The sequence below is a fragment of the Arthrobacter sp. DMZ02-1R genome, from assembly GCF_057747935.1.
The window spans coordinates 3,288,443-3,313,165 of the sequence record NZ_CM173230.1 but is presented as its reverse complement, the minus strand read 5'-3'; the positions used below and the strand labels follow the sequence as shown (position 1 = coordinate 3,313,165).

Genomic DNA, 24,723 nt, shown 5'->3' with positions numbered 1-24,723 from the left:
GGGCCCTCATGGAAGCACACGTTGGATCATCCGTGCGGGCCGCTGCAGGGTCGGCCACAAGGATGACCCAGGCGGCGCTTGCCTTGGCCTGCTCGGCGGCCATGGCCTTGGCGATGGCACTGCCTGCTTCTGCCGCGGACACCCTGACCACTTTCGTTGTTTCGTCAGGTTCGCTTGGCTTCAGTTCTGCCCCCACGTCTGCCTCTCTCGGCCTGGTCAATCCGGGCTCCGCCGCCTCCATCACCCTGTACGGCATTCAGGTGAGCGACAGCCGTGCCGGAACGTCCGGCTGGAGCGCCTCCGTGATCCTCACGGACATCACAGGTGACGCGATCGGAGCCGCTCTTTCCACCGCCGGAGCCACTTACACCCCGACGGTGGCCACCACAACCGGCACCGTTGCCGTGACAGCGGCCACGGCAACCGATCCGACCACGCCCAGGATTGTTCAGACCGCTACCGGCGTGTCCGGCAACAACACGGCAACCTGGAACGCAGGACTCACCGTTCCGGTGCCAAACGACGCCGTGGTGGACACCTATACCGCAACGCTGACATACTCCATTTCCTGACCAAGCCGACAGCCGGGCCTCAGCTGGGTCCTGGACGCAGCTAACGTACCTTGCCCGGTGTCATTGACATTCCGCACGGGAACCGAGGCAGATCATCTTCGGTGGGCAGAGCCATGGACGAGCACCCTCGCAACATCACTCAGTCACTCGTCATGGAGGGGTTTTACCCGAAATCCCGGTCCTCAATCTGAAGGCGGGGATTTTTGGCGTCTGATTCTTTACCCCGTGGTGAGGGTGACGTCGTCGAGGTACATCCAGGTGTCATCCGCGGGGGTGGAGCCGTCGAGGTGGACGTTGAACCAGAGGGTGATGGTCTGGCCTTTGTACGCGGAGAGGTCGGCGGTGAACTGGGTCCAGGTGCCGTTGTTGTTGCAGAGTTTGAGCAGGCTGGCCAGGACCGTGCCGCTGGTGGAGCGGACTTGGGCTTCCATCCAGTCGTAGGGGCAGGCGTTGCCGGTGCAGGGGTCTTCTGCGCTGTGGGGCTGGTACCAGAAGGACAGTGTGGTGGTTCCGGTGGCGGGGACGGTGATGGTCTGGGACAGGGTGCTGTCACCCAAGGGCTCCGTTCCCGATGCCGCGCCCAGGAGCGCCGAGCCGGTGCCGGTGTGGGTGGTGGTGGAGGCTACGGGTGCCCTGACGCCGCCGGTGGTCCAGGAGTTCAGCCCGGATTCGAAGCCGCCGTTGGCGATGCCTGACGTGGTTGTTGCGGTGGGGGTGACCGGTGTCGACGCCGCCGACGCCGGGGAGGTGCCGATTGCGTTGGTGGCGGTGACGGTGAAGGTGTAGGCGGTGCCGTTGCTCAGGCCCGTGACAGTCGCGGTCGTCGCCGGCGGGTTACCGGTGACCGTGACCGGTGCCAGGGCGGTGGCACCCGCGTGCGGGGTCACGGCGTAGGAGGTGATCGGAGAGCCGCCGTTGGCCGGGGCGGTCCAGGACACGGTGGCGGAGGCGTTGCCGGCGGTCGCGCTCACCCCGGCGGGTGCGGCAGGCGCCGTCGCCGCCGCTGTCGGGGTGACCGGTGCCGACGCCGCCGAGGCCGGGGAGGTGCCGATCGCGTTGGTGGCCGTGACCGTGAACGTGTAGGCGGTGCCGTTCGTCAGACCCGTGATGCTCGCGGTCGTCGCCGGCGGGTTACCGGACACCGTCACCGGGGCAAGGGCGGTGGCACCGGCATGCGGGGTGACCGCGTAGGAGGTGATCGGAGAGCCGCCGTTGGCCGGCGCGGTCCAGGACACCGTGGCCGAGGCGTTGCCCGCCGTCGCGCTCACCCCGGCGGGCGCGGCAGGCGCCGTCGCGGTCGTCTGGCTGTTGCTGAGGTTGACGTCGTCGAGGTACATCCAGGTGTCATCCGCCGGGCTGGACCCGTCCAGGTGGACGTTGAACCAGAGCACGATGCTCTGCCCGGCGTAGGCGGAGAGGTCGGCGCTGAGCTGGGTCCAGGCACCGGAGTTGCTGCTGAGTTTGAAGAGGCTGGCGAGCGTGGCGCCGCTCGTGTTCCGGACCTGGGCCTCCATCCAGTCGTACCGGCACGTGGTTCCGCTGCAGGTGTCATCGTTCGTGTGCGGCTGGTACCAGAAGGACAGCGTGGACGTCCCCGCGGCAGGCACGGTGATGGTCTGGGACAAAGAGCTGTCGCCCAAAGGCTCCGCCCCGGACGCCAGGCCCAGAAGCGCCGAGCCGGTGCCGGCGTGGGCGGTGGTGGAGGCCACGGGTGCTTTGACTCCGCCGGTGGACCAGGACGTGAGTCCGGATTCGAAGCCGCCGTTGGTGACGCCGGGAACGGGCGCTGTCGGCGTGACGGGGGCCGATGCCGCGGACGCCGTGGACGTTCCGACAGCGTTCGTCGCCGTCACGGTAAACGTATACGCCGTGCCGTTGGTCAACCCAGTGACGGTCGCCGCAGTTGAGGGCGGACTTCCGGAAACCGTCACCGGAGCCAAGACCGTGCCACCAGACGAAGGCGTCACGGCATACGAGGTAAGCGGAGAACCGCCGTTAGCCGGCGCCGTCCACGACACCACCGCGGACGCGTTCCCCGCCGTCGCGCTCACCCCCGTGGGAGCCCCCGGGACCGTTGGGGCCGTCGGGGTGACGGGTGGTGAGGCGGCGGACGGCGCGGACCTTCCGACGGCGTTCGTCGCCGTGACGGTGAACGTATAAGCCGTGCCGTTGCTGAGCCCTGTCACAGTGGTACTGGTCGCCGGGGGAGCGCCGGTGACGGTGACCGGGGGCAGGGCCGTGCCACCGGCAGAAGGCGTCACCGCATACGAGGTGATCGCGGAGCCGCCGTTAGCCGGCGCTGTCCAGGACACGGTTGCGGAGGCGTTGCCCGCCGTCGCGGTCACCCCGCTTGGTGCCGCGGGCACCGTCGCGGCGGCAGTGACGGTTACCGGGTGCGTGACCGTCCCTGTCAGGCCGCCGTTATCAGTCACCGTCAGCTTCGCCTGGTAGGTTCCCGCTGCGGTGTAGGTATGCGACGGCTTCACGCCGGTTCCTGCCGATGACCCGTCGCCGAAATCCCAGCTGTAAGAGGCAACAGTCCCGTTCGGATCGGTCGAAGCTGAGCCGTCAAACGTCGCCGTCAACCCTGACGTCGAGGAGGTGAAGGCGGCGGTCGGCGGCTGGTTCGGTGTATTTCCCAGGGCCTGGGCAACTGTTTGTACGGACGTTGTCCCGTTGGCCGTTCTCGCCGCGAGCCACGTAATGAAGGTGCTGAAAAGGGTAGGGCTGATGGTCAGGGTGGGGTCTGTCCCGACGCCAATATGGTGGAAGGTCAGTTGCACCCATCCGCCGCCCGGTTCTGCATTGGTGACCAGGTCCTCGAGGTTCTGCAGCGTCCAGGTGCTGTCCACTTCATCCGGCGCCGCTGTGTTGTAGGGATTGGCCGGGGGAAGGGTCTCCGCGAAGGGACAACCCGAGCAACTGGCAGGGGAACGGATGTCACCCAAATTGCGCGCACTGGCAAAACCGCAATTCTTCACGATTTGCTCGACCGAAGAGTTTTCGGCGGCGAACGGATAGGCAAAGTTGGTGGCGTTGAACCCCCAACTGGCAAGGGTGGTCCGGCCGCCGCAAATCTCGTTAGTGGCTGCCGAGGTGGACAGGGTGGTGAGGTCCGGGTGGGTGATGGTGTGGCCGCCGATCTCGTTGCCGTCCGCGGCAATGCTGTTCAGGTTGGCCCGGGTAAGCCATGACGGATTATCGATCCAGCTGGTCGTAATGAAGAAGGTCCCGTGCAGTCCATGGGACTTCAGCACCTGTTCGGCCGCGAGTTGATCGTCGTTGCCGTCGTCGAAGGTCAGGCTGATGATTGTCTTCGGCAGCGCCCGGGCCGGTGCTCCGATGTAGACCATGGAGTAGCCAAACAACAACAGGACGGACGCGGCAGTTGCCCAGCGGAACCATGTGTTGCGGAGGCCAGGCATCTTCTCGTTCCCAGCCGAAGCGCGCCGCAGCTGTCGGAACAACAAACTGGGCTGTCGGAACGATATGGGCCGCCGGAACAGTATGGTCAGGAGCCGCATCGGCTTCCCCTTTGGCTGAACAGACCGGATCAGTATCCCCAGGTCCGGAGCCTATGGGCTCGGCACTGCACGGGTTAAGAGTGGGCGGTACCTGTTTTGGGTCGGCTTCCGGTCTCTCCACTCAGGCTCCGATGCGCGTACTGGACCGGCAGGCCGGCGACTCAACCGAAAGGGGAGTAGGAGCCATCCGAGACGAGTTCGATGATCCCCTGGGCTGGAGACACAATCGGGCCATGGCCCGGCAGGATGGTCTCCGCGCCCAGCTGCCTGAGGACCTCCAAGCTGGCCCAGGTCTCAGCGGGGTGGTGATGGAAGACCGCGGGTAGCATCTGCGGCCCGCAGACCGGGCTGACGGCATGGCCTGTGATGAGTGCATCCCCTGTGACGACTGCCCTGGCCGAAGGAATCAAGAAGGACACGTGCCCGCTGGTGTGACCGCTAGTAACAATGATTTGGGGACGTCCCGGGAGGGCGTCCAAAGTACCCTGGGCCATTGCTGCCACCTCCGGGACCGCGACGTCGGACAAACCTCCGGATCGGACGGCATGTACGGCCCAGGCGCCCACTCTGGGACGGAGGACGCGCAAACCGAGATCCTTGACGGAGACCTGTTCGAGGATATCCCGGCGGACATTTGGCAATTCCGCATGGTGCGCAAATACGGGGATGCCCATTGCGGAAATTCTTGCGGCATTGCCAATGTGATCGGAGTGGCCGTGCGTCAAGAGAACTGCGGCGGCATTTTCGATGGCCAGCCCAAGGAAATTGATGCTTGATTGGAGCAATGGCCAGTTCCCTGGATATCCCGTGTCAATGAGGGTGAATTCCCTGTCACGCTTGAGGATGGTCCAGTTGACTGCGGGGCCTTCGACGAAGAAGACGTCCTCGGCAACTTCCTTCACATTGTCCTCAGAGGACCACTTCTTCGACATGTTTCCTTCCCATCGTAGGAGCCGGACCATCCTACCTCCGCAGGCGCGCCACGTCTGAGGCGCGGGCGATACCCGGGAGGGGTATCTTGCCGCCTGCCCACAGTGATCTTGGGTCGATTTCACTTGCGCCAAAACCTTTGCTAAAGTCATAACCGCTTCATTCCTCCGTAGCTCAATTGGCAGAGCATTCGACTGTTAATCGAAGGGTTACTGGTTCAAGTCCAGTCGGAGGAGCGCGAAGGCCCCGCACCGGTTTCGATCGGTGCGGGGCCTACTTTTTTGCTTCGATTTGTTCGGATTTCGAGCGACCGTTCAGACGAAATCCATCTCCACTTGCAAGAATCTGGCCGCTTCGGCCACTGCGGACTGGAAGGCGTCATCCTCGGTGGGCGGCGTCCTCGGTTCCCTCGGATGCCATTCGTGGGCAGCGGAGTGAACGCGTGTGAATCCGCCGCCAGGGGGTGCGTAGAAGATTCCGAAGCGTTGGACCGGCCATTCGGGCGAGGTTTCCGGAGCCACAAGCAAGGCCGCGCCATTGGTTGGATTGAACCATTGGGCAATCGGGCGTCGCCGGTCTTCCGTGAAGAGTCCGGCCGCGTAGAGGGCTGCAGACTGGGGGCTGGTTACGGTGCACAGGCGATCCCACCACAGCGGCAGGATGCCGTCATCCCTGCGCTGCCATGGGGCTGGAATAGGTTGCAGTTCCTGCCAACGGGGCACATCTCAACTTTATCGCCGGGCCATGCCCTGCAACAGGTCTCGACCCGCCCCTCGGCCCGCTTAGTCTCGCTTCCAGGGCCCGGGATTGATCCGGTAAAGAATCGCAGAGCCGACGACGGCGCCCAGCAGGGCTCCGAACACGGGGTTGCCGGCGCCGCGGCTCAGCAAGAAGCCGACGACGGCGCCCAGCACCGCCCCGAGGAAAAGGCCCCGGCCGTTGCGGTGCGGTTTGCGCGTCATGGGTTGAGCCTACTTGCCCGCCGGAGGGTGCGGTCTTCGGGCATCAGCGGAGGGACTTGCCCGCGTCAGTGGATGGATGGGACAGTGCGGGGCCGCACAACGAGCCAAAGGGCCGCAACTGAGGACCCGAGGCACACCGCCTGGACGGCTCCCATGGGCACAGCCGAGCCAACGCCCAACCAACCGACCACCGGCGGAACGATACCGGCCATCAGGAAGTTCGACGCACCCAGAAGGGAGGCCGCGGTTCCAGCCTGCGCGCCGTGGTTGGCCAGGGCAATCACCTGGACGCACGGGAACATGAACCCGGTGGCAAGGATGTAGAACCACAACGGGACCATGACTCCCCACAGTCCGAAGTGCAGGAGATCGAACACCACAATCAGCATCGCCATCAGCAGCATCCAGGCTGTGGCGAACGCCAAGATCCATTGGGGTGGCACACGTTTGATGACCCTGGAGCTGATCTGGACGCCAGCGACGATGCCGAGGGAGTTGATGCCGAACAACAGGCCGTATTGCTGCGGGGAGAAGTCGTAGACCTGCTGGAACAGGAAAGTCGATGCCGACAGGTACGCAAACAGCCCGCCGAAGTTGAACCCGCCCACCAGCAGCATCCCGACGAAAATCCGGTCGGCGAACACGGCTTTGTAGCGCTGGCCCGCCGTCGATGTGGTCTGCCTGCGGAGTGCGGCGGGATACGTTTCCCGGATCAGGAACACCGCGGCAATGAACACAAGGATTCCGTAGCTCGCCAGGAAGTAAAAGATGCCGGGCCACGGCATCACCAGCAACAGTTGGGAGCCGATGATCGGGGCCAGGATCGGTGCGAGGCCATTGACCAGTGACATCCGGGAGAACATCCGCACCATGGCGTAGCCCGCGAAGAGGTCCCTGACCATGGCCATGGCCACCACGCCGCCGCCGGCCGCACCGACGCCCATGAGGACGCGGAACAGGGCGAGTGTGTTGATGTCCGTGGACAGTGCGGCGCCGAGGGAGGAGCCGATATGCAGGGCCGTCGCCAGGATCAACGGGATCCGCCGCCCGAATTTGTCGCTGAACGGCCCCACCACCAACTGCCCCACGGCGAAGCCCACCGTTGTACCGGTCAATGTGAGTTGGATCGCGGCCGCCGACACGTCGAAGTGGTGTTCCAGCGCGGGGAATGCCGGTAGATAGAGGTCCACCGTAAACGGACCCAGGGCGGTCAATGCGCCAAGTAGCAGGATGTAGAGGAGTTTTTCTCGTCGGTTGAGGGAATCGCCCGGTACAGGGGGAGTGTTCACGATTATCAATCCTATGTGCGACAGATCAGATTTATCAGGGATGGCGGGGCGCGCCGCAGGACTGTCCCGGAAGTTGAGGCTGAAGCTGAATGGTAGTTTTGTGGACAGGTGCGCGTGGGCGGTTGTTCCGCCCCGTGCCAGTCCCGGGTAGGAGCAAGTAGGAAGCAGTGAGGCGGAACCAATGAGTGGACGTCACAGCGGCCGGGCTAGCCGACGCCCGGGCATTTCGGCATTGCCGAACACCCTCAAACTTGCCGCCCGGCTTGCGCCGCGGCAGCTCAATGACGAAATCAGCATGGCCAAGCTTGAGCTCAGGGGCAAAGGCAAGGATCTGGGGATTGCCGGTGCATTCGTCGGAGTCGCCCTGATCTTCCTCTCTTTGCTCATCATCGCCTTGGTAGTTGCCGCCATCCTGGGTCTGGCCACGGTCATGCCAGCCTGGTTGGCTGCGCTTGTGGTTGCGGCAGTGTTCCTCCTGATCATTCTTGTGGGCGGCCTCGTGGCATTCCTCGCCTTCAAGAGGGCCATGCCTCTTGTACCCGAGAAGACCATCCGCGGTATCAAGCACGATCTCGGCATCGTCAAAGAGGGGACGTCGTTCGACGCTAGCATCCTGGACCCGTCGTCGGAGGCGTATAAGGCTGCGGAAGCAGCGAAAGCGGCTGCAGCCGAGAAGGCCAAGGCCGAGAAAGCCGCCAAGGAAGAGGCACACAAGGCCGAGCTGCCCCCCGCCCCAAGCGAGGCCGAACTGCTCCGTCGTCTGGAACAGCGCCGCGAACACCTCGCGGACGTTCGCGATCAGCTCGGCGTCGAGCTCGATGTCAGGACCCAAGGGAAGGTCCTCCTGGACGTTGCCGGTCACAAGCTCGACGCCGGACGCCAGTCTGCGGCGGACAAGCTTGCAGATCTCGCTGAGAAAGTTCCGTCCGGGCTGCCGGAGCGGCTCGCCGCACGCTGGAAGGAGCTACTGCTCTTTGCCGCGTCCGCCACCGTGGCTGCAGTGGGACTACGGAAGCTGTTCAAGAAGTAATCGGAACGTAAGCAACCACATCAGCCGCGGACCACGGAAAGGGGGACAGATGAAGTTCATCGGTGCAGGCGCCCGCCCGGGGCAGCCGCAGATCGACCACGATCTCATCTTCACCGTCCCCAATTTCCTGACAGTCCTGCGCTTCATGGGTGTTCCGGTGTTTGTGTGGCTGGTGCTGTGGCAGAGGGAATACGGTTTCGCCGTGTTGGTTCTTGCCATCATGGGCGGCACCGACTGGGTAGATGGTTACGTCGCCCGGCGCTTCAACCAAGCCTCCAGGCTGGGCCGCATCCTCGATCCGGTGGCGGACCGCCTGGCACTCATCACCGTCGCTGTCACGCTCGCCATCGCTGGAGTGGTGGACTGGTGGTACCTGGCGGCCCTTGTGGTGCCCGACGCCGTACTAGCCACCGCCTCGTTGTTCTATTTCCACAGCCACCCCGACCTCCCCGTAAGCCGGATCGGCAAGATCCGGACGGCGTTTCTGCTTCTGGGCACGCCGCTTCTGGTCCTTTCCAAGCTTGCGATTCCCTTCACGGGTGTCTACTTCGTGATCGCTTGGGTATGCCTGGGTTTGGGCCTTGTGGGCCACTGGGTGGCCGCGTACAACTATTTCTGGGCGATCCTCCGCAAGGGCAAAGAGCTCAAAGCCAACGACGGCGGTCGTAGTTGATGGTCTGGTTTGCGGTCCTTCTTGCAGTGCTTGGCGCCTTCTGCCTTGCCATCGGTGCCCAGCGCCAGGGCAGTGCGGTCAAGGCCGATACCGGTGGACTCGCCTTGAGTTCCCGCGGATTCTTGAGACTTCTCAGGAATCCACGCTGGGTATTGGGCCTGCTGTTGCTTGCCTTGGGCATGGGCATGAACGCCATCGCCTTGGTGTCAGCTCCCTTGACCGTGGTTCAGCCCATTGGAGCCATCGCTTTGGTGATCACCACGGTGGTCAACGCCAAGGACCAAGGCCTTAGCATCAATCGCGGCACCGTGGTGGCGATCTCGGCCTGCGTGACCGGCTCGGCGCTGTTCGTCCTGCTGGCGGTCAACGCCACCCAGGAGAACCACCACGTCAGCGGCGAGGACGAAATAACCATCGTGCTCCTGCTGGCGCTCGCCGTCGGGGTCTTTGGAACTTTGGCTTTCATGTTCCGGCACCGCTTGAGCGCCTTTGTGTACATCCTGGGTGCCGGTGTGTTGTTCGGATTCGTCGCCGTATTGACGCGCATCATTGGCAGGCACCTTCTGGATCCCAACGGGCACTTTCTGCTCAACGTCCAGTGGTACACGGTGGTGGCCATCGCCGCGGCCGGCGGGCTCGGTTCCTGGTTCGTGCAAAGTGCCTACTCCGGTGGGCCGCCGGATTTGGTGATCGCGGGCCTCACTGTGGTGGACCCCATTGTCGGGATCGCCATCGGGATCGCCATTTTGGGTGAGCTTCGTCCCGATGTCCACGCCGTGCTCGCAATCGGCATGGCTGTGGCCGCTTCCCTTGCTATCGTGGGGGTTATTGCCCTGAGCCGGCACCATCCCGAGGTCACCAAGCGGAAACGTGACGCGAAGGCGGCAGCAAGCCGGAAGGCTTAGGGCAAAGTTCGACAACCGTGCCCCGCACACCCGCGGCAGGCAACCGGCGAAGACACCGCAGGGCCAGACGTTTTGCGATGTTCGCACCGTGACCATCAGGAGTTCTCCACGTGACCGTTCCCGAAACCAACAAACCCCTCACCATCCTGATTGCGGCGGAGACCTATCGCCCGCAGGTCAACGGTGCTGCTCAGTTCGGGTACCGGCTCGCCAAAGGCATGAAGGCACGGGGGCACGACGTCCACGTACTGGCCTGCCGGGCAGACAACGGCAAGAGCTTCACCGAGTTCGGGGATGAAGGCACGGTGCACCGCTTGAAGTCCCACGGAGTCTTTACGCATGAGTACTTTCGCATCTGCTACCCCTGGGAAATCAAGAACGATATTCGACTGCTCTTCGACAAGGTGCAGCCCGACGTCGTGCACATCCAGAGCCACTACATGATCGGTGAGCACGTTCTCTACGAGGCAAAGAAGCGCGGCATCCGAATCATTGCCACCAACCACTTCATGCCGGAAAACCTGAACCCGTTCCTCCCGTTCCCACAGTGGTTCAAGGACATCATCGGGCGTGTCTCGTGGAAGGACATGGGCAAGGTCATGGGCCAGGCCGACGTCGTCACCACGCCTACGCCGCTTGCAGCCAAGGCAATGCACCAGCACGCGTTCCTTCGCAAGGTCCTGCCGCTCTCCAACGGTATTGACGCCGCTGCCTACGAGTTGAAGCCGGGGGAGGAAATTGAGCCGCATGCCAACCCCACCGTTCTCTTCGTAGGCCGCCTGGCAGAAGAAAAGCACGTGGACGTGCTGATCGACGCCATTTCCAAGACGCCCGCCGAACTCAATGTGCACCTCGAGATCGTGGGCGGCGGCGAGGTCCGCCAGGCACTGGAGGCCCAGGCCAAGCGGCTCGGTTTGGGGGAGCGCGTCAAGTTCCTGGGCTTGGCGAGCGATGAGGACCTGAGGAAGGCGTACATTCGCGCCCACCTGTTCTGCATGCCCGGAACTGCCGAACTGCAGTCCCTCGTGACGCTTGAGGCGATGTCGGCGTCGACGCCGGTCCTCCTGGCCAACGCGATGGCGCTGCCGCATCTGGTGCGCGAAGGTGAGAACGGGCACCTGTTTACGCCGGGCGACAGCAACGAGTTGGCAGCCCGGATCACCGAGCTCCTGCGGCTGCCAGCCGGAGAGCTCGATGCCATGGGCAAGGCCAGCCGCGCCATGGTGGAGCCCCACAGCATCCAGGGCACGTTGCAGACTTTCGAAGACCTGTACCGCGGCGCGTCCTATGAGGGCAAGGTCGTCTAGTCATCTGGCTCCGGCTTGGTTTCCCGCTTGGCATCAGGAGCCGAATTGTTTTGCTAGAGTGTTTTGGCCGGGAAGGACGCTGACAAAGCGGCCCCTTGCCGACTCGGGGCTATAGCTCAGCTGGTTAGAGCGCGGGACTCATAATCCTAAGGTCCTCGGTTCAAGTCCGAGTAGCCCTACCCGAAAAGAGCCCCTGAGCTGCGGAAACGTAGGTCAGGGGCTCTTTCATTTTGGAACAGGGATGTCCACGGGCACACATACTGGACGGGCTTCCCGCTCTGGCGATGTCGTGTACACGGCCGCGTTGCCGGGACGCTACCTGTTGTTCATGGGGACACGGCCTTGGTTGTGGCCGTTGGTTGTTTTGGTCTGATAGGAACTGTCCGTGACGAACACCGAAAGTGTTGCGATGCCGTACAGCCCGCAGGATGTCCTGATCCTGGGCAGGCTCGGGGTCGGAAGCGGTTGCGGCCATCCTGGAACGACCAGAAGCGACCCGTTACCAAGACATTCTCGTTCTCGCCGCAGGCAGTCCCCGTATCGTGCCCGTCTCGGAGGTCTTCGAGGGTCTGTCGGACGTCTTCCGGCACACGTCCATGCATGATCCGCTGACAGGCCTGCCCAACAGGCGAATGCTCGAGGCGAAGGCCGCGGCCCTGACGAGGGACACCGACCTGTCTCGGATCGGGATCCTTTTCATCGATCTGGACGATTTCAAAGGCGTCAATGACACTTACGGCCACCGTGCCTCTCCGGCAAGCGCCGTGTCGGCCGGATCCGCCGCGGCCGGGCGCAGTCGTCTTTCGTTCGGGATGCGCTCATCCGCCGCCGGCTTCCCCATGCCCTTGCGGACGGCGCGTTGACCTTGCATTACCAGCCGCTCCGGGACCTGGCCACCGGGGTGGACCACGGCGTCGAGGCGCTGTTGCGCTGGATCGACGTCGAACTCGGGGGTCCCGCCGGCGGAATTCGTCCCCGTGGCTGAACACACCGGAGAGATCCTCAGGATCGGCGCCTGGGTCATTGACCGGGCCTGTGCGCAGGCGCGGTCGTGGGACGATGCGGGAACGCCGTTGAAGATCGCGGTGAATGTCTCTCCGGTGCAATTGGCGGCAGGAACGCTGGATACCGACATTATGGGCGCGCTGGAGCTGCATGGGATCCTGGCAGGGCTGCTGGAAATCGAAATCCCCTGATCTCGTCCCCGGTCGCTTCCCCCGACGTCCCTGCTACTGCGGGTCGCGGCGGGGGATGAAGAGATCGAGAGGCTCAATGGGCCTTTCCTGGCCGCATGGCGGGCCGTGGTGGGCAACCTTCCTCCCAGAAGAGGACGATGTCGTCGCGGCGGAATCATCGCCAGCCACTTCCACATCGTTCTTAATGGCGGTGAAACGCAATGGCGATGGCGATGAAACTTAATGGCGGTGAAGTTAACGGCAATGAAAGCTTTGGAGCAGCGCAGCCACGGACGGGGTCCTAACGGGCACCCGCTGCTCGATACGCGGTACGGTTCACATTGGAAGAGCGCCGACGCTTCACGCCTCGTTTGCACGTGGCGTGGAGCGCGGCTGGATCACGGCGGGGGTGCGGGCATGTATGTGGTGATGGTGGCGAGCGAGTGCGCGCCGGTGGCCAAGGCCGGCGGTCTGGGCGATGTGGTTTTCGGGCTGAGCCGTGAGCTTGAGATCCGGGGGCACGAGGTGGAGATCGTGCTGCCCAAGTATGCGGGCATGCGGTATGAGGATGTGTGGGGGTTGACGATCGACTACCACGACCTATGGGTGCCGTGGCACGGGGCTGCGGTCCGTTGCAGCGTGTGGTTCGGCTACGTGCACGGGCGGAAGTGCTTTTTCATCGAGCCGCACTCGGACGAGGGATTCTTCGACCGGGAGCTGATGTACGGCTACCCCGACGACGTGGACCGCTTCACGTTCTTCTCCAAGGCCGCCATGGAATACCTGTACAAGGTGGGGAAACGGCCGGACGTGATCCACTGCCACGACTGGCAGACCGGACTGGTCCCGGTGCTCTTGTATGAGCAGTACGGGCATGTGATGCCCGACCAGCGGGTGTGCTACACAATCCACAACTTCCGCCACCAGGGTCTGACCGGTGCGCAGGAGCTTTGGAGCACGCAGCTGGGCCGGCCCGACTATTTCCTGGACCGTGTCCGCCTCGGTGACGACCATCGGTTCGGCGCGGTGAATCTGATGAAGGGCGGGGTGGTCTATTCGAATTTCACCACCACGGTCTCGCCCAACCATGCCGACGAGGCCCGCCACGGCGACGGCGGGGACGGGCTGGGACACACCTTGTCGACACATCAGGACAAGTTCGGCGGTGTGCTCAACGGCGTGGACTACGAGACCTGGAACCCCGAGATCGACCCTTTCCTCCCCGCCCACTATTCGGCGGAGCGGATGGAGGGCAAGTACGAGTCGAAGAGACGGCTGCGGGAACGGTTCTGGATGCGGGACACCTTCAGCCCGATCGTCGCCTATGTGGGACGCCTCGACGACCAGAAGGGGATGCACCTGGTGCATCACGCCCTGTTCTACGCCCTTCAGAGGGGGGCTCAGTTCGTGCTCTTGGGTGACGGCCTGCACAACGGGATCAACGGACACTTCCGGCATCTCAAGCACTTCCTCAACGACAACCCGGACTGCCACCTGGAGATCGGATACAGCGAGGAGCTGGCGCACCTGATCTACGCAGGGGCGGATATGGTGGTGGTGCCGTCAATGTTCGAGCCGTGCGGGCTGACCCCTATGATCGCCATGCGCTACGGGACCATCCCGGTGGTGCGGGCGGTGGGCGGCATGGTCGACACGGTCTTCGACCGGGACTTCTCGGACCGTCCGGACTGGCAGCGCAACGGATACGTGTTCCACCAGACCGACAACATGGCCATCGAGTCGGCACTGGAACGGGCGTTCGGGTTGTGGTCCGACTTCCCCGGCGAGTTCCGCCAGTTGATGCTCAACGCGATGCGCAGCGACTACTCCTGGGCCGGCCCGGGCCAGGACTATCTCAATATCTACGACCACATCCGCCGGTAGCCGCACGGGGGAAGGAATCCGATGGACATCATGGACGAGTACGTGGACGGCCTGCCGAATATCTGCGGGGAGGAGACCATGATCGCCCAGGCGATCGCAGCCGGCCGGGAACAGCGAGCGTTCAACGAGATGGACCTCGCCCGGCTGGGCAGCGGCTTCGCCGTGGCGTTGCACATGCACCAGCCGTTGATACCCGCCGGCGGGCAGGACCTGCAAAGCGCGGAGGTGATCTCGAACCTTGCGTGGATGATGGACCACCCCGACCAGGGCGACAACCACAACGCCCCGACCTTCGCGTGGTGCTACAAGCGGATGGGCGAGTTCATCCCGCAACTCCTGGAGCGGGGACTGGCACCCCGCGTGATGCTGGACTACTCAGGTACCCTGCTGCACGGTATGCGCCAGATGGGGCTCAATGACGTGTTCGACGCGCTGGCCCGGATCACCTGCGAAGACCCCTGGCGGGGTGCGGTGGAGTGGCTGGGATCGACCTGGGGGCACGCGGTGGCCCCCTCCACCCCCGTCCAGGACTTCCGTCTGCATGTGCGCGCCTGGCAGCACCACTTCGCCGCCATCTTCGGCACCGAGGCGCTTAGCAGAGTTCGGGGTTTCTCCCCGGCCGAGATGGCTCTGCCGAACCAGCCTGATGTCGCCTATGAGTTCGTGCGCACGCTGGTTGAGTGCGGCTATAGCTGGGTTCTGGTCCAAGAGCACACCGTCGAACGCCCGGACGGCCGTCCCTTAGACCGTCCGCACCTGCCGCATCGGCTCACCTGCACCAGCTCGAGGGGTGAGACCGCCTCGATCACCGCGATCGTCAAAACACAAGGCAGCGACACCAAACTGGTCGGCCAGATGCAGCCCTACTACGAGGCCAGGGATCTCGCACCCGTGCAGTTGGCCGGCCGGATGGTCCCGCCGCTGGTGACCCAGATCGCGGACGGCGAGAACGGGGGCGTGATGATGAACGAGTTTCCCCCCAAATATTTTGATGCCATCGCCGAGTCTTCCGGCTCGCCCAGCCCCGCTCTGAACGTTTCGGAGTATCTTGAAGCCCTCACTGCCTTCGGTGTCGACCCGGCGGACCTGCCGCCGATCCAGCCGGCGGGCCAGCACCGGGTGTGGGATCGGCTTGACCCGGGCGAGGGACCCGAGCGGCTCGAAGAAGTGATCGACAAGCTCTCCGGTAAGGACGGCAGGTTCCACATGGACGGCGGCAGTTGGACCAACAACGTCTCCTGGGTGTCCGGCTATGACAGCGTCCTTGCCCCGATGCAGCGGGCCAGCGCCCTTTTCAACCAGCGATTCCTCACCGCCGGGGTGCCTAGCAGCGATCCCGCCTACCGCCGGGCGCTGTTTTACCTGCTGGCGTGTGAGACCAGCTGCTACCGCTACTGGGGTCAGGGAATCTGGACCGACTATGGCGCCGAGCTCGCCCGCCGCGCCATCGAAGCCTGCGAGGCCTCCTGATTGCCGGGCGGATAGACTTCGCGCTGGGGCTCAACCTGCACCAGCCCGCCGGCAACCTCGAGAACCTGCTCAAGGCCGACCCGTGGGCCGCGCGGGAGATCCTCTACGCCCTCGACCGCGTCCCAAGGTCCCTCTGACCATATGAAGACATCGACCGGGTCCACTTGTCGATCTCAGGCACCCTGCTCGCCACGCTTGCGGATCCGGCCTTCGAGTCCCGCGTGTATGGGATCGTGGACTGCGGGTCGCTGCTTTGGCACTTGCCGTCCGACCCCGGCCTCGAGCTGGCCCACCGCCCTCGCCCTCCGGATATTCCGCATTTCCTTCTTTTGCATTGTTCGGCTGACTTTCTTGCTCCGCGTCGCACCCGGCACGGCCAGCGCCCCGTTTCCCGGGGTTTTGGTGACTGACCCTGGCGGTGATCCGTTCGCGATTGATCTCAAGTTCCGTTGGGCCAAAGTCGGGTCTCTTGGCCCGGTTATGGACGGGTCCGCGGACTTAAACTTGATCATGACCGGGCAAGACACCGTAGAGGTGGAACGAAAGTACGAAGTCGAGCAGGGTGTCCCGTTGCCGGAACTGGCCATGCTCGCCGGGGTGGACCGGGTCGGGTCACCGGAAGAACAAAACCTGGATGCCGTCTATTTTGATACCGGGGATCTGGCACTGGCCACTCACGGAATCACGCTGCGGCGGCGCAGCGGCGGCGACGACGCCGGCTGGCACCTGAAACTGCCTCTCGGGGCTGGTGAACGTCGCGAGGTGACCGAGCCCGTGGGAAGCGACCCCGACACCGCACCGGAACGCCTGCGGCGGCTCGTGCTCGTTCACACACGCGACCGCGCCCTGGTCCCCGTCGCACGCCTGAGCACACGGCGCACGGTTCTGTCCCTGCACGGGCCGGCCAACACGGTCCTGGCCGAATTCTGCGATGACCGGGTGGACGCCCGCACGCTCCTTGGCAGGGACGAATCCAGCAGCTGGCGGGAGTGGGAGATCGAACTTGTCCACGGGCGCCGTGACCTGCTTGAGGCGGCAGACACGCTTCTGGCGGCCTCCGGCCGGCACCCGGCGGCGCTGCCCAACAAGCTTGCACGTGCCCTGGGCGCCACCTACCCTGACAAGCCCGCACCCCCGCCGAAACCGAGGCGCAAGGGCCCGGCCTCGGCGGTGCTTCTGGCCTACATGCACGCCATGGTGCAGGCCCTGAAAACACATGATCCCGGCGTGCGCGAAGACCTGCCGGACGCGGTGCACCAGCTTCGGGTCGCCGCCCGCAGCATGCGCTCGGCACTGGCCACCTACCGCAAACTCACCGACCCCGCGATCGCCCGGAGTCTGCGGGAAGAACTGAAGTGGCTGGCAGGCGCCGTGGGCGCGGCCCGCGACACGGAGGTCATCCTCCAGCGGCTCAGGGACATGATCGGCAGCGAGCCGGCGGAGCTTCTCGTGGGCCCGGTCCAACAGCGGATCGAGGAACACCTCGGCGCCAGAGCCCACGACGCACGGGCCGCCGGACTGGCAGCCCTTGACAGCGACAGGTACTTCCGGCTGCTCGATACCCTCGACTCCTTCGTCACCGACCCGCCGCTTTCGGACCTGGCCCGCAACCCGGCCGGGACGTGCGTCGCTGACCGGGTAGCCGCCGACCGTGCCCGCCTGAAACGGGCCGTCGAGGCCGTCGACGACGCGCCGGACGGGGCTGCTGCCGATGCCGCCCTCCACGAGGTACGCAAGTCCGCGAAACGGCTCCGGTACGCGGCCGAGGCGGCGGCCGCGATCCACGGGAAGCGGGCCCGCCGGCTGGGACGGGCCGCCGAGCACATCCAGCAGGTCCTCGGCGAGCACCAGGACAGCCTGGTCACCCGCGAGCTGCTCCGGGACCTGGGCACGAGGGCCCATTCCGAAGGGGCGAACGGATTCAGCTACGGACGCCTGCACGCCATCGAACAACAGCGCGGATCCGACTCCCGGGCACAGTTCCTCCTCGCCTGGGCACAGTTCCGGCCCAAAGCCCTGCACAGGAAGTAAATGCTCCGGAGTTTCTTGCTCCTCCCGGATCTGCCGGCACGCCGGCGGCCGCTTCGAACGCACCGCTGCCGGCACGCCCGGCTGACTCCTCGGGTGCTTGGCAAACCGAGTCATAAGAGCCTGGCCGGGGCCCGGATATAGACCAGGCCATGTTGAAGCCATCTCAGAACGCAGTGCGAGGATTCCATCTGGGCTACGCCCGCCATTTCCAAAGCCCGGAAGAAGGCCCACGGCCTCCGGCTGCGCCATTGATCCTGGCCGCAGCTGTTCCCGTAGATGCAGACCGGCCATGGCCCTGGGTTCGCCCGATTATGGATGGCGAGCAGGGGCATGATGGGACATGATCGGAATATGCGCCGATCCGGAAAGACTCCATTCTGGGCGGTCCCGCCAGCCTTGCGTGGTTACCGGAGGGAGTGGCTGCGCCACGACTTGGTGGCCGGCGCTGCTCTCTTCGCGATCTTGGTCCCCGCGGGCATGGCGTACGCCCAGGCCGCCGGTCTTCCACCGGTGACCGGCCTGTACGCGACGGTAGTGCCTCTGATTGTCTACGCAGCGGTCGGGCCATCGCGTGTGCTGGTGTTGGGGCCGGATTCTGCGCTCGCGCCGATGATCGTTGCAGCGTTGGTTCCCCTGGCCGCGGATAACGAGCAGAAATCCGTTGCGCTGGCGGGTCTCCTGGCCATACTGATCGGCGGCATCTTGCTGCTCGGGTCAGCACTGAGCCTGGGAGTCGTCACGGGACTGTTGTCGAAGCCCATCAGGCTCGGCTATCTCAACGGCATCGCCTTGCTGGTAGCTGTGTCCCAGCTTCCCACCCTCCTGGGGATGTCCGTGGAAGGCGGCACAGCGTGGGAAAAACTCTTCGCCGCCGTGCCGAAGGTCTTTGCCGGCGAGCCCAATTTGACGGCGCTGCTGCTCGGCTTGGTCTCGCTGGCGCTCATCTGGGTTCCTCGCTGGCTGAAATGGAAGGTTCCGGGCGTGCTCATTGCGGTAGTTGTGGCCTGCATCGCAGTGGCCCTGTTGGGACTCCACGAGCGTTTGAAAGTCACAGGTGCCCTCCCGCAGGGGCTCCCCGCACCGGCCCTGGGCGGAATTGGCTGGGCCGACGTCCTGGCACTTTTGCCCGCCGCCGCCGCAATCGCCCTCATCGTCTTCGTGGATACCGGAACCCTGTCCCAATCCCTGGCGGCCGCAGAGGGGGGCAGGGTATCCGGCAACCATGAAATGGCAGCCTTGGGTGCGGCGAACGCTGCCAGCGGGCTACTAGGTGGCTTCCCGGTGTCGGCCAGCACGTCCCGCACGCCGGTGGCAGTCGAGTCCGGGGCGAAATCCCAGCTCACCGGGGCCGTCGGCGCAGTACTGGTGCTCGGATTCATGCTCCTGGCGCCCGGTGTCACCGAGTTCCTGCCCGCCGCAACCCTTGCCGCCATTGTCATCGCCGCAGCCGCAAGAATAGCCGACCCGGCCGGGGTGCGACGGCTTATTGGAATGAGCCGCAGTGAATCGTTGGTGATGCTCGCGGCATTTCTGGGGGTCACCATACTGGGCGTCCTCCCGGGCATCGCCGTTGCCATCGGCTTGGCAATTCTGGACTTCCTACGGCGGGCTTGGGACCCCTACCGTACTGAACTTGTGGACGTGCCGGGGGTACCGGGGTACCACGACGTGCGCCGTCATCCGGAAGGGGAACGCATCCCCGGCTTGTTGATCCTGCGCTTCGACGCACCGCTGTTCTTCGGCAACGGGGCCTTGCTGGGGTCCTTCGTGCGCAACGAACTGGACCAGGCAGCGGGCGGCATCGCACGTGTGGTGCTGGCAGCAGAGCCCGTGACAGGAATCGACACGACTGCACTGGACGAGTTGGTGCAGCTTGACGAATGGCTGGACCGGCACGGCGTGGACCTGGTGTTCGCCGAGCTCAAAGGCCCGGTCAAAGACAAATTGTTGCAATACGGCATGGACGCCCGCTTCTCTTCCGAACATTTCTACCCAACAGTGAGCGCAGCAGTAAGGGCGTTCCAACGGGAGGATGGGGAGGCGTAGGGAAGCGGTTATCACAGTCATCAACCATTTCCTCCGGGCGGGACGGTATCCGGCCGCGCATGACCGATGTTGGAGCAGTTTCCCTCACGGAACCGCTCCCGCTGGTCCGATCCGCAGCAGGAGGACGAGCACATGGCAGGTAAATTTGAAGTGTACAAAGTCAAGGCCGGAGGGCTCCGGTTCCACCACAAGGCCGGCAACGGCGAAGTCATCGCCACCGGAGGGGCCTCAGCACCAAAGCTGCCGCCATCAAAGGAATCGAATCCGTCAAAACAACGCTAACAGCGCCACCACGGTGGACTTGACCGGGATGTCAGGCAGGCATGCCGGGCCGAAAAAAATAACCTGCCTGGCATGCCTATTGTCCTGCTAGACTGCGGGCGACACGTCGCGGCGCCACGAGGAGGCCCGGATGGTGGAGGCAGAGAAACCGTGGACCCCCGAGGACCCTTGGTGGGTCAGGGACAATCTTCGCGCCGCCATCGACCGCCTCGTTGAGCTGGGATACACGGTCCGCGGCGGGCAGGGCGAGGACCCGGAGCTTATCGACCCCGGAGGCTCGGCTGTGGAGACGTGGCGGGAGGACTACCCCTACGACGAACGGATGACCCGCGACGCGTACGAAGCGGAGAAATACCTCCTGCAGATCGAACTGCTCAAATTCCAGTACTGGGGCCAGGACCACGGTTACAAGAACGTGATCGTTTTCGAGGGCCGCGACGCGGCCGGCAAAGGGGGGACGATCAAGCGCTTCACCGAGCACCTCGATCCCCGCTCCGCCCGGACCGTCGCCCTGGGCAAGCCCTCCGACCGTGAACAGGGCCAATGGTACTTCCAGCGATACATCCAGCACTTGCCCACGGCAGGTGAAATCGTGATGTTCGACCGCTCCTGGTACAACCGCGCGAACGTCGAACGCGTCATGGGATTCTGCACCGACGAGGAATACCAGGCCTTCATGGCGCAGGCGCCCTTGTTCGAGAAGATGGTGGTGGATTCCGGGATCCACCTGAACAAGTTCTGGTTCTCGGTGACCCGCCACGAGCAGCGCACCCGCTTTGCCATCCGCCAGATCGACCCTGTCCGGCGCTGGAAACTCTCGCCCGTGGACCTTGCCTCCCTCGACCGGTGGGAGGCCTACACCGAGGCGAAGGAACAAACCTTCCTCCGCACCGACACAGACCATGCGCCCTGGATCACCGTCAAATCCAACGACAAGAAGCGCGGACGCATCAACGCCATGCGCTACTTCCTCAACCAGTTCGACTACGACGGCAAAAACACCGCGGTGGTCCACGACCCGGACCCGCTGATCGTGCGCCGAGGCCGGATAGCTGTGGGCGACTGAACTTCCGCCGCGGAGCTGAGCGCGATCGGGGTGTTGTTTAGCATCCACGCCCAGTCCTCCTCAGTCACTCGACAAGGTTTCTACCCAGTGTAGAACCCAAAGCGCCGGCAGGCACCGCCTCCATGAGCATGAAGACAGCACGCGAGCATCAAGTTCCCGGCAAGTGTTCCTTCAGGTGCGAAACGGCGGCACCATGAAGGGGAGCGGAGCATTGCCTGAGGGAACGGTGATTCGAGGGAACCCGTCCAACGATGAGGGAGAAGCGGCGTGGATGAGCAGAGATCGCGTCGACGTTCGAACTTCCCCGGTTGGGAGTTCGGACCGGCGGCGGTCGGACTGGGCCTGGTCGCCCACCTGGTCTCGGGTAGTACATCTCCCGGGGTTCCGGTGCTGATGGCGTTGACCGCTCTTCTGAGCATGTGTGCCTCACTTGTCGCCCGCGTGGATGTCCCGAATTGGTTGTTGCTGGTTCTCTGCGGCGTGGCCCAGCAGGTCCTGCACATGGCCTTCGACCGGTTCTCCGTGACGTTCGCCGGCGTCGCGCCTGCCCAACATCAGCATGCAGCGGCGGGGTTGCAGTCAGGGCAGCTCGCTGCGGCGCACCTGGTTTCGTCAGCGCACACACCGGATTTGATGCTGGACACGCATGTCGCCGCCGCCCTGCTGACAGCACTGCTCGTCGCCCGGGCGGACACCTCGGTTACGCGGGCATTGGCCCTGCTCCATCGCACGAGTTTAGGAGTTCTTCCCGCCGCGCGTCCGGGCACTTCCAGTCCTCGGTTCAAGTCCGAGTAGCCCTACCCGAAAAGATCCCCTGACCTGCGGAAACGCAGGTCACGGGTTCTTTCACTTTGAGGTTCTAAGGCCTGGTTGGGACCATGGATCAGAGCATTTTAGGCGTGACGGATTGCGTGAATCCCTCGGGTGGAACTGGTCAGCGCGGCCACTGATGCCGTCCCAGCGACTGCGAGCACGGCGATGACCGGAACGATGCTGCTGAACAAGGCTGCGTCGCCCGCAAGGATCACCGCAGCAATGTCGCATGCGCTCATTGCTGCCAGGACTAGGGCCAGCGGTACGGCAAGCAACGCCGGTACTTGCAGCGTCGATGCCTTGATCTCCAAACGTTGGAGGCAAACTGCCGCCCCTATGCCAACGCAGCCGAGGAAGGCCGCTAAACCGACGAGCCATGCCACCAAGACAATGGAGGACACCATTGTTGGCTGAGTCCCTGTGACGACGTTCGAATGGCCTATCACCGCCAGTGCGAGCAGGGCGGCTGCCTCGATGACTCCCAAGACCATGGCTGGCACAAGCGGTTTCAGGGCGAACCAGGCCCGGGCCCGGACTGTCGGCAGGACGGCGCGGACGCGCAAGAGGATCGCGCCGGCAAGCGCAAGCAGCCATCCGACCACGAAGAGCGCGGAGCCGCAGGAGAGGAGAATTCGAACGGTCATGCCCGCGCCGGCCCCGGGCGGACCCAGCAGTGCCTTGTTCGCTGCGGGCGCTATCAGGAAACCGGCGCACCAGGCGATCCACGTGGTCGAGATGCTCGCCAGCAACCGTCGACGCGAACCGTCCGCTCCTGGGAAGACCGGCCTGACCCACGCCCGAACAGCTCCCCAAAACAGGTCCGCCGTGGTCCATGGAGTCACTGGGACGGTTTCCACCAGCGCTTCAAGCTCATCCCCGTAGCGGACGCGGAACGACGGCGGATACCACCGGAGCACCCGCCGGGCCAAGCGGCTCACGGCTTGGCCGTCCGAAGCTTGGCAAGCCCTCGCGTGGCCAAATTGCGCATCGCCCTCAGCCGCTGAGCCAGCACGGCCGAGCCGCTGGCCGTGAGCTCATAAGGACGGCGGCGGTCCTCACCGGGCAGTGCGCGGATGTGGCCGCGTTCTTCCAAACGAGCCAACGCCCCGTAGAGCGTTCCCGGCCCGAGCGTTATCCCTGCCTGTTCCTCGGTGTCCTGGATGATCGCGTAGCCATGTTTAGGGCCGCCCGCCAGGCTTGTGAGGATCAGCAGCGCCGGATCAGCCCAGGAAACTTCTGTCTTATTTCGGGCCATTGTCTACTCCGTTTCAGGTACTACGCGAAACGATACAACTTGGATCGTGCGGCCACCGTCTTTTATGGCAACTTTTTGGCCGCAGAAGCGTCGTTGTAGATGAAAGATCGCGCCCTTGTGCTGGTCCCTGAGGGATTGCTATTGGTTTTGCGGATTGTTTCCGACGAAGGTCCCGGGCGGCATCCAGGCGCCAAACACGGGGCCCGGATCTGGCCGCTTTGCGTGCCGCCCGTCGTCGGAGATTCTTTGTTTGAGGCGTTGCAGGACCCATGGGAACAAGTGCTCGCGTGCCCAAACAATGTCATCGGTCCTTGCTTCGCGCCAGGTGCGCCCGGGAAGGTCTTTCGGTGTCATCGGTTCCAGGCTGTGCATGACGTTGAGGGTATCGAGCACCATGATGGCAATGGTGTGCTGGCCCAAGGGGGAGAAGTGCAGCCGGTCCGGATCCCACATTCGTGGGTGGGTGAGTTGACGCAGAGCCCAGAGATCGGCGATTACCGCATCGTGGCGTGCAGCGATGGTGCGCAGGTTCTCGTTGAAAATGGCGACCTTGGCGCGAGTCCGTCCCAGCACGGGCGTAGCGCCCCAGTCCGGGCCTGCGAACAGCACAACCGTTGCGCCGGTGGAGGCCAGGAGTTCCACGCCGGCGTCCATCCGGATGGCGAGTTTGTCGGGGTCGCTTCTGCGGAAGATCAGGTCATTGCCTCCGGCATTGAGAGTGATCAGATCCGGTTGCAGGGCCAGTGCGGGGCCTGCCTGCTCATCCAGGATCTGACGGAGCAACCGTCCACGGACCGCCAGATTCGCGTAAGCGAAATCTTCGTGTCCGGCGCTCAATTCTTCCGCGACCCGGTCCGCCCAGCCTCGCAGGCCCCCTGGGTTGCGAGGCTCCGGATCTCCTACTCCCTCGGTGAACGAATCACCCAAGGCCACATAACGGCTCCACGGGTGCAGGCGGGCCCCGAAACCAATGGAGCCACCCTGCGCCGGACTATCGGCGCTGGGAGCGTTCATCCCTCCATACTGCTCCTACCGGGCCGAACGCGCCACGGCGGGCTGCCTTCTTCGCGCGCAGGGTACGCATACTAGAGTTATCCCGTGAGCTTCGAATAAGCCTCCCTGATCGGTCACGAACTGTGGCTATTCGTCGATGAATCCCGCGCCTTCTACGCCCTATGCGGGAACCACTCCTGATCGCGCCAACCCCGACCTCTCACCGCTCTTCGCCGAGCTCGCGGGCTTACCGCCGATCCTGATGGTGATCGGCAGCGACGACATCCTTCTGGAAGACAATCTCGCCATGGCCACACGGCTGAAGGACGCCGGTGTCAAGGTCGATCTGCGCATTTATCCCGCATCCCTCACGGCTTCACCGGACACGCGACGCCGATGGCACGAGCTTCACTTGAAAACATCGACGCATGGCTTCGAGCTCAGCTGGCCCTGTATACACGCGAGGGGCGGCTAGCCCTACCCAAAAGAAGCCCCTGACCTGCGGAAACGCAGTCA

Annotated in this window: 24 protein-coding genes and 2 tRNA genes; 18 read left to right on the top strand and 8 right to left on the bottom strand. The window is 64.2% G+C overall.

All coding sequences use genetic code 11. The features are described from left to right. Positions 1–8: 8 nt before the first annotated feature. Positions 9–572 (top strand): hypothetical protein, encoded by a 564-nt coding sequence (locus AC3ANQ_RS15900; RefSeq protein ID WP_488301925.1) that lies wholly within the window; start codon positions 9–11, stop codon positions 570–572. A gap of 218 nt (positions 573–790) precedes the next feature. On the opposite strand, the gene AC3ANQ_RS15895 is transcribed toward AC3ANQ_RS15900, so the two are convergent. Together AC3ANQ_RS15895 and AC3ANQ_RS15890 are read right to left on the bottom strand one after the other, a co-directional pair. Continuing rightward, positions 791–3,997, bottom strand: a complete 3,207-nt coding sequence (locus AC3ANQ_RS15895) for a fibronectin type III domain-containing protein (protein ID WP_488301924.1) — start codon at positions 3,995–3,997, stop codon at positions 791–793. Between the two features lie 260 nt (positions 3,998–4,257). Then, on the bottom strand, positions 4,258–5,028 hold the full coding sequence (locus AC3ANQ_RS15890; protein WP_488301923.1) for an MBL fold metallo-hydrolase: 771 nt from the start codon (positions 5,026–5,028) through the stop codon (positions 4,258–4,260). A gap of 161 nt (positions 5,029–5,189) precedes the next feature. Between AC3ANQ_RS15890 and AC3ANQ_RS15885 the strand changes: the two genes are divergently transcribed. Continuing rightward, positions 5,190–5,262 (top strand) — tRNA-Asn (locus AC3ANQ_RS15885). A 78-nt stretch (positions 5,263–5,340) separates the two neighbouring features. Here the strand turns inward: AC3ANQ_RS15885 and AC3ANQ_RS15880 are convergent. The 3 genes from AC3ANQ_RS15880 to AC3ANQ_RS15870 form a co-directional block, all read right to left on the bottom strand. Beyond that, entirely contained in the window at positions 5,341–5,748 is a 408-nt protein-coding gene (locus tag AC3ANQ_RS15880; protein WP_234750734.1) for a hypothetical protein, read from the bottom strand. Between the two features lie 60 nt (positions 5,749–5,808). Further along, positions 5,809–5,988 (bottom strand): YMGG-like glycine zipper-containing protein, encoded by a 180-nt coding sequence (locus AC3ANQ_RS15875; RefSeq protein WP_488301922.1) that lies wholly within the window; start codon positions 5,986–5,988, stop codon positions 5,809–5,811. Positions 5,989–6,053: 65 nt separating this feature from the next. After that, positions 6,054–7,283: a multidrug effflux MFS transporter gene (locus AC3ANQ_RS15870; protein ID WP_488305344.1), complete on the bottom strand. Its 1,230-nt coding sequence runs from the start codon at positions 7,281–7,283 to the stop codon at positions 6,054–6,056. A gap of 175 nt (positions 7,284–7,458) precedes the next feature. Here AC3ANQ_RS15870 and AC3ANQ_RS15865 point away from each other — a divergent pair, with 175 nt between their 5' ends. The 15 genes from AC3ANQ_RS15865 to AC3ANQ_RS15795 all read left to right on the top strand — a co-directional run bounded on the left by AC3ANQ_RS15865 (position 7,459) and on the right by AC3ANQ_RS15795 (position 21,941). Beyond that, positions 7,459–8,307, top strand: a complete 849-nt coding sequence (locus AC3ANQ_RS15865) for a phage holin family protein (RefSeq protein WP_488301921.1) — start codon at positions 7,459–7,461, stop codon at positions 8,305–8,307. A 49-nt stretch (positions 8,308–8,356) separates the two neighbouring features. Next, positions 8,357–8,980, top strand: a complete 624-nt coding sequence (locus tag AC3ANQ_RS15860) for a CDP-alcohol phosphatidyltransferase family protein (RefSeq protein WP_488301920.1) — start codon at positions 8,357–8,359, stop codon at positions 8,978–8,980. After that, positions 8,980–9,885: a DMT family transporter gene (locus AC3ANQ_RS15855; RefSeq protein WP_488301919.1), complete on the top strand. Its 906-nt coding sequence runs from the start codon at positions 8,980–8,982 to the stop codon at positions 9,883–9,885. The genes AC3ANQ_RS15860 and AC3ANQ_RS15855 overlap by 1 nt, the downstream gene beginning before the upstream one ends. A 110-nt stretch (positions 9,886–9,995) precedes the next feature. After that, on the top strand, positions 9,996–11,192 hold the full coding sequence (locus tag AC3ANQ_RS15850; protein ID WP_488301918.1) for a glycosyltransferase: 1,197 nt from the start codon (positions 9,996–9,998) through the stop codon (positions 11,190–11,192). A gap of 105 nt (positions 11,193–11,297) precedes the next feature. Beyond that, a tRNA-Ile gene (locus AC3ANQ_RS15845) sits at positions 11,298–11,371 on the top strand. Between the two features lie 363 nt (positions 11,372–11,734). After that, a complete protein-coding gene (locus AC3ANQ_RS15840) occupies positions 11,735–12,055 on the top strand; it encodes a diguanylate cyclase domain-containing protein (RefSeq protein WP_488301917.1) in 321 nt (106 codons plus the stop codon). Further along, positions 12,052–12,177 carry a hypothetical protein gene (locus AC3ANQ_RS15835; protein WP_488301916.1) on the top strand — a complete coding sequence of 42 codons (126 nt, stop codon included), beginning with the start codon at positions 12,052–12,054 and terminating at the stop codon, positions 12,175–12,177. Before AC3ANQ_RS15840 ends, AC3ANQ_RS15835 begins: the two co-directional genes overlap by 4 nt. Further along, positions 12,170–12,388: a hypothetical protein gene (locus AC3ANQ_RS15830; protein ID WP_488301915.1), complete on the top strand. Its 219-nt coding sequence runs from the start codon at positions 12,170–12,172 to the stop codon at positions 12,386–12,388. Before AC3ANQ_RS15835 ends, AC3ANQ_RS15830 begins: the two co-directional genes overlap by 8 nt. A gap of 408 nt (positions 12,389–12,796) precedes the next feature. Next, complete coding sequence (locus tag AC3ANQ_RS15825; RefSeq protein WP_488301914.1) at positions 12,797–14,251, top strand: glycogen synthase; 1,455 nt, start codon at positions 12,797–12,799, stop codon at positions 14,249–14,251. Between the two features lie 21 nt (positions 14,252–14,272). Then, positions 14,273–15,721 (top strand): hypothetical protein, encoded by a 1,449-nt coding sequence (locus tag AC3ANQ_RS15820; RefSeq protein ID WP_488301913.1) that lies wholly within the window; start codon positions 14,273–14,275, stop codon positions 15,719–15,721. A 510-nt stretch (positions 15,722–16,231) separates the two neighbouring features. Continuing rightward, positions 16,232–17,752: a CYTH and CHAD domain-containing protein gene (locus AC3ANQ_RS15815; protein ID WP_488301912.1), complete on the top strand. Its 1,521-nt coding sequence runs from the start codon at positions 16,232–16,234 to the stop codon at positions 17,750–17,752. A gap of 351 nt (positions 17,753–18,103) precedes the next feature. Continuing rightward, a complete protein-coding gene (locus AC3ANQ_RS15810; RefSeq protein ID WP_488301911.1) occupies positions 18,104–19,798 on the top strand; it encodes a SulP family inorganic anion transporter in 1,695 nt (564 codons plus the stop codon). 132 nt (positions 19,799–19,930) lie between these two features. Further along, positions 19,931–20,080 (top strand): YegP family protein, encoded by a 150-nt coding sequence (locus tag AC3ANQ_RS15805; RefSeq protein ID WP_488301910.1) that lies wholly within the window; start codon positions 19,931–19,933, stop codon positions 20,078–20,080. A 130-nt stretch (positions 20,081–20,210) separates the two neighbouring features. Further along, positions 20,211–21,146 carry a polyphosphate kinase 2 gene (ppk2, locus tag AC3ANQ_RS15800; RefSeq protein WP_488301909.1) on the top strand — a complete coding sequence of 312 codons (936 nt, stop codon included), beginning with the start codon at positions 20,211–20,213 and terminating at the stop codon, positions 21,144–21,146. Positions 21,147–21,413: 267 nt separating this feature from the next. Further along, a complete protein-coding gene (locus tag AC3ANQ_RS15795) occupies positions 21,414–21,941 on the top strand; it encodes a hypothetical protein (RefSeq protein WP_488301908.1) in 528 nt (175 codons plus the stop codon). Positions 21,942–22,039: 98 nt separating this feature from the next. On the opposite strand, the gene AC3ANQ_RS15790 is transcribed toward AC3ANQ_RS15795, so the two are convergent. The 3 genes from AC3ANQ_RS15790 to AC3ANQ_RS15780 form a co-directional block, all read right to left on the bottom strand. Next, on the bottom strand, positions 22,040–22,897 hold the full coding sequence (locus AC3ANQ_RS15790) for a hypothetical protein (protein WP_488301907.1): 858 nt from the start codon (positions 22,895–22,897) through the stop codon (positions 22,040–22,042). Then, positions 22,894–23,214, bottom strand: coding sequence for a PadR family transcriptional regulator (locus AC3ANQ_RS15785; protein ID WP_488301906.1), 321 nt, complete (start codon positions 23,212–23,214; stop codon positions 22,894–22,896). Before AC3ANQ_RS15785 ends, AC3ANQ_RS15790 begins: the two co-directional genes overlap by 4 nt. Positions 23,215–23,352: 138 nt before the next feature. Next, positions 23,353–24,228, bottom strand: a complete 876-nt coding sequence (locus tag AC3ANQ_RS15780) for an SGNH/GDSL hydrolase family protein (protein WP_488301905.1) — start codon at positions 24,226–24,228, stop codon at positions 23,353–23,355. Between the two features lie 136 nt (positions 24,229–24,364). Here AC3ANQ_RS15780 and AC3ANQ_RS15775 point away from each other — a divergent pair, with 136 nt between their 5' ends. Continuing rightward, positions 24,365–24,682, top strand: a complete 318-nt coding sequence (locus AC3ANQ_RS15775; protein WP_488301904.1) for an alpha/beta hydrolase — start codon at positions 24,365–24,367, stop codon at positions 24,680–24,682. Positions 24,683–24,723: the final 41 nt, after the last annotated feature.

Excerpts from the sequence above, each read along its gene's own strand:
- AC3ANQ_RS15875 (WP_488301922.1), bottom strand. The coding sequence starts at position 5,988 with ATGACGCGCAAACCGCACCGCAACGGCCGGGGCCTTTTCCTCGGGGCG.
- AC3ANQ_RS15785 (WP_488301906.1), bottom strand. The coding sequence starts at position 23,214 with ATGGCCCGAAATAAGACAGAAGTTTCCTGGGCTGATCCGGCGCTGCTG.
- AC3ANQ_RS15855 (WP_488301919.1), top strand. The coding sequence starts at position 8,980 with ATGGTCTGGTTTGCGGTCCTTCTTGCAGTGCTTGGCGCCTTCTGCCTT.
- AC3ANQ_RS15780 (WP_488301905.1), bottom strand. The coding sequence starts at position 24,228 with ATGAACGCTCCCAGCGCCGATAGTCCGGCGCAGGGTGGCTCCATTGGT.
- AC3ANQ_RS15890 (WP_488301923.1), bottom strand. The coding sequence starts at position 5,028 with ATGTCGAAGAAGTGGTCCTCTGAGGACAATGTGAAGGAAGTTGCCGAG.
- AC3ANQ_RS15805 (WP_488301910.1), top strand. The coding sequence starts at position 19,931 with ATGGCAGGTAAATTTGAAGTGTACAAAGTCAAGGCCGGAGGGCTCCGG.
- AC3ANQ_RS15810 (WP_488301911.1), top strand. The coding sequence starts at position 18,104 with ATGCGCCGATCCGGAAAGACTCCATTCTGGGCGGTCCCGCCAGCCTTG.
- AC3ANQ_RS15865 (WP_488301921.1), top strand. The coding sequence starts at position 7,459 with ATGAGTGGACGTCACAGCGGCCGGGCTAGCCGACGCCCGGGCATTTCG.
- AC3ANQ_RS15815 (WP_488301912.1), top strand. The coding sequence starts at position 16,232 with ATGACCGGGCAAGACACCGTAGAGGTGGAACGAAAGTACGAAGTCGAG.
- AC3ANQ_RS15775 (WP_488301904.1), top strand. The coding sequence starts at position 24,365 with ATGAATCCCGCGCCTTCTACGCCCTATGCGGGAACCACTCCTGATCGC.
- AC3ANQ_RS15825 (WP_488301914.1), top strand. The coding sequence starts at position 12,797 with ATGGTGGCGAGCGAGTGCGCGCCGGTGGCCAAGGCCGGCGGTCTGGGC.
- AC3ANQ_RS15820 (WP_488301913.1), top strand. The coding sequence starts at position 14,273 with ATGGACATCATGGACGAGTACGTGGACGGCCTGCCGAATATCTGCGGG.
- AC3ANQ_RS15900 (WP_488301925.1), top strand. The coding sequence starts at position 9 with ATGGAAGCACACGTTGGATCATCCGTGCGGGCCGCTGCAGGGTCGGCC.
- AC3ANQ_RS15860 (WP_488301920.1), top strand. The coding sequence starts at position 8,357 with ATGAAGTTCATCGGTGCAGGCGCCCGCCCGGGGCAGCCGCAGATCGAC.
- ppk2 (WP_488301909.1), top strand. The coding sequence starts at position 20,211 with ATGGTGGAGGCAGAGAAACCGTGGACCCCCGAGGACCCTTGGTGGGTC.
- AC3ANQ_RS15895 (WP_488301924.1), bottom strand. The coding sequence starts at position 3,997 with ATGCCTGGCCTCCGCAACACATGGTTCCGCTGGGCAACTGCCGCGTCC.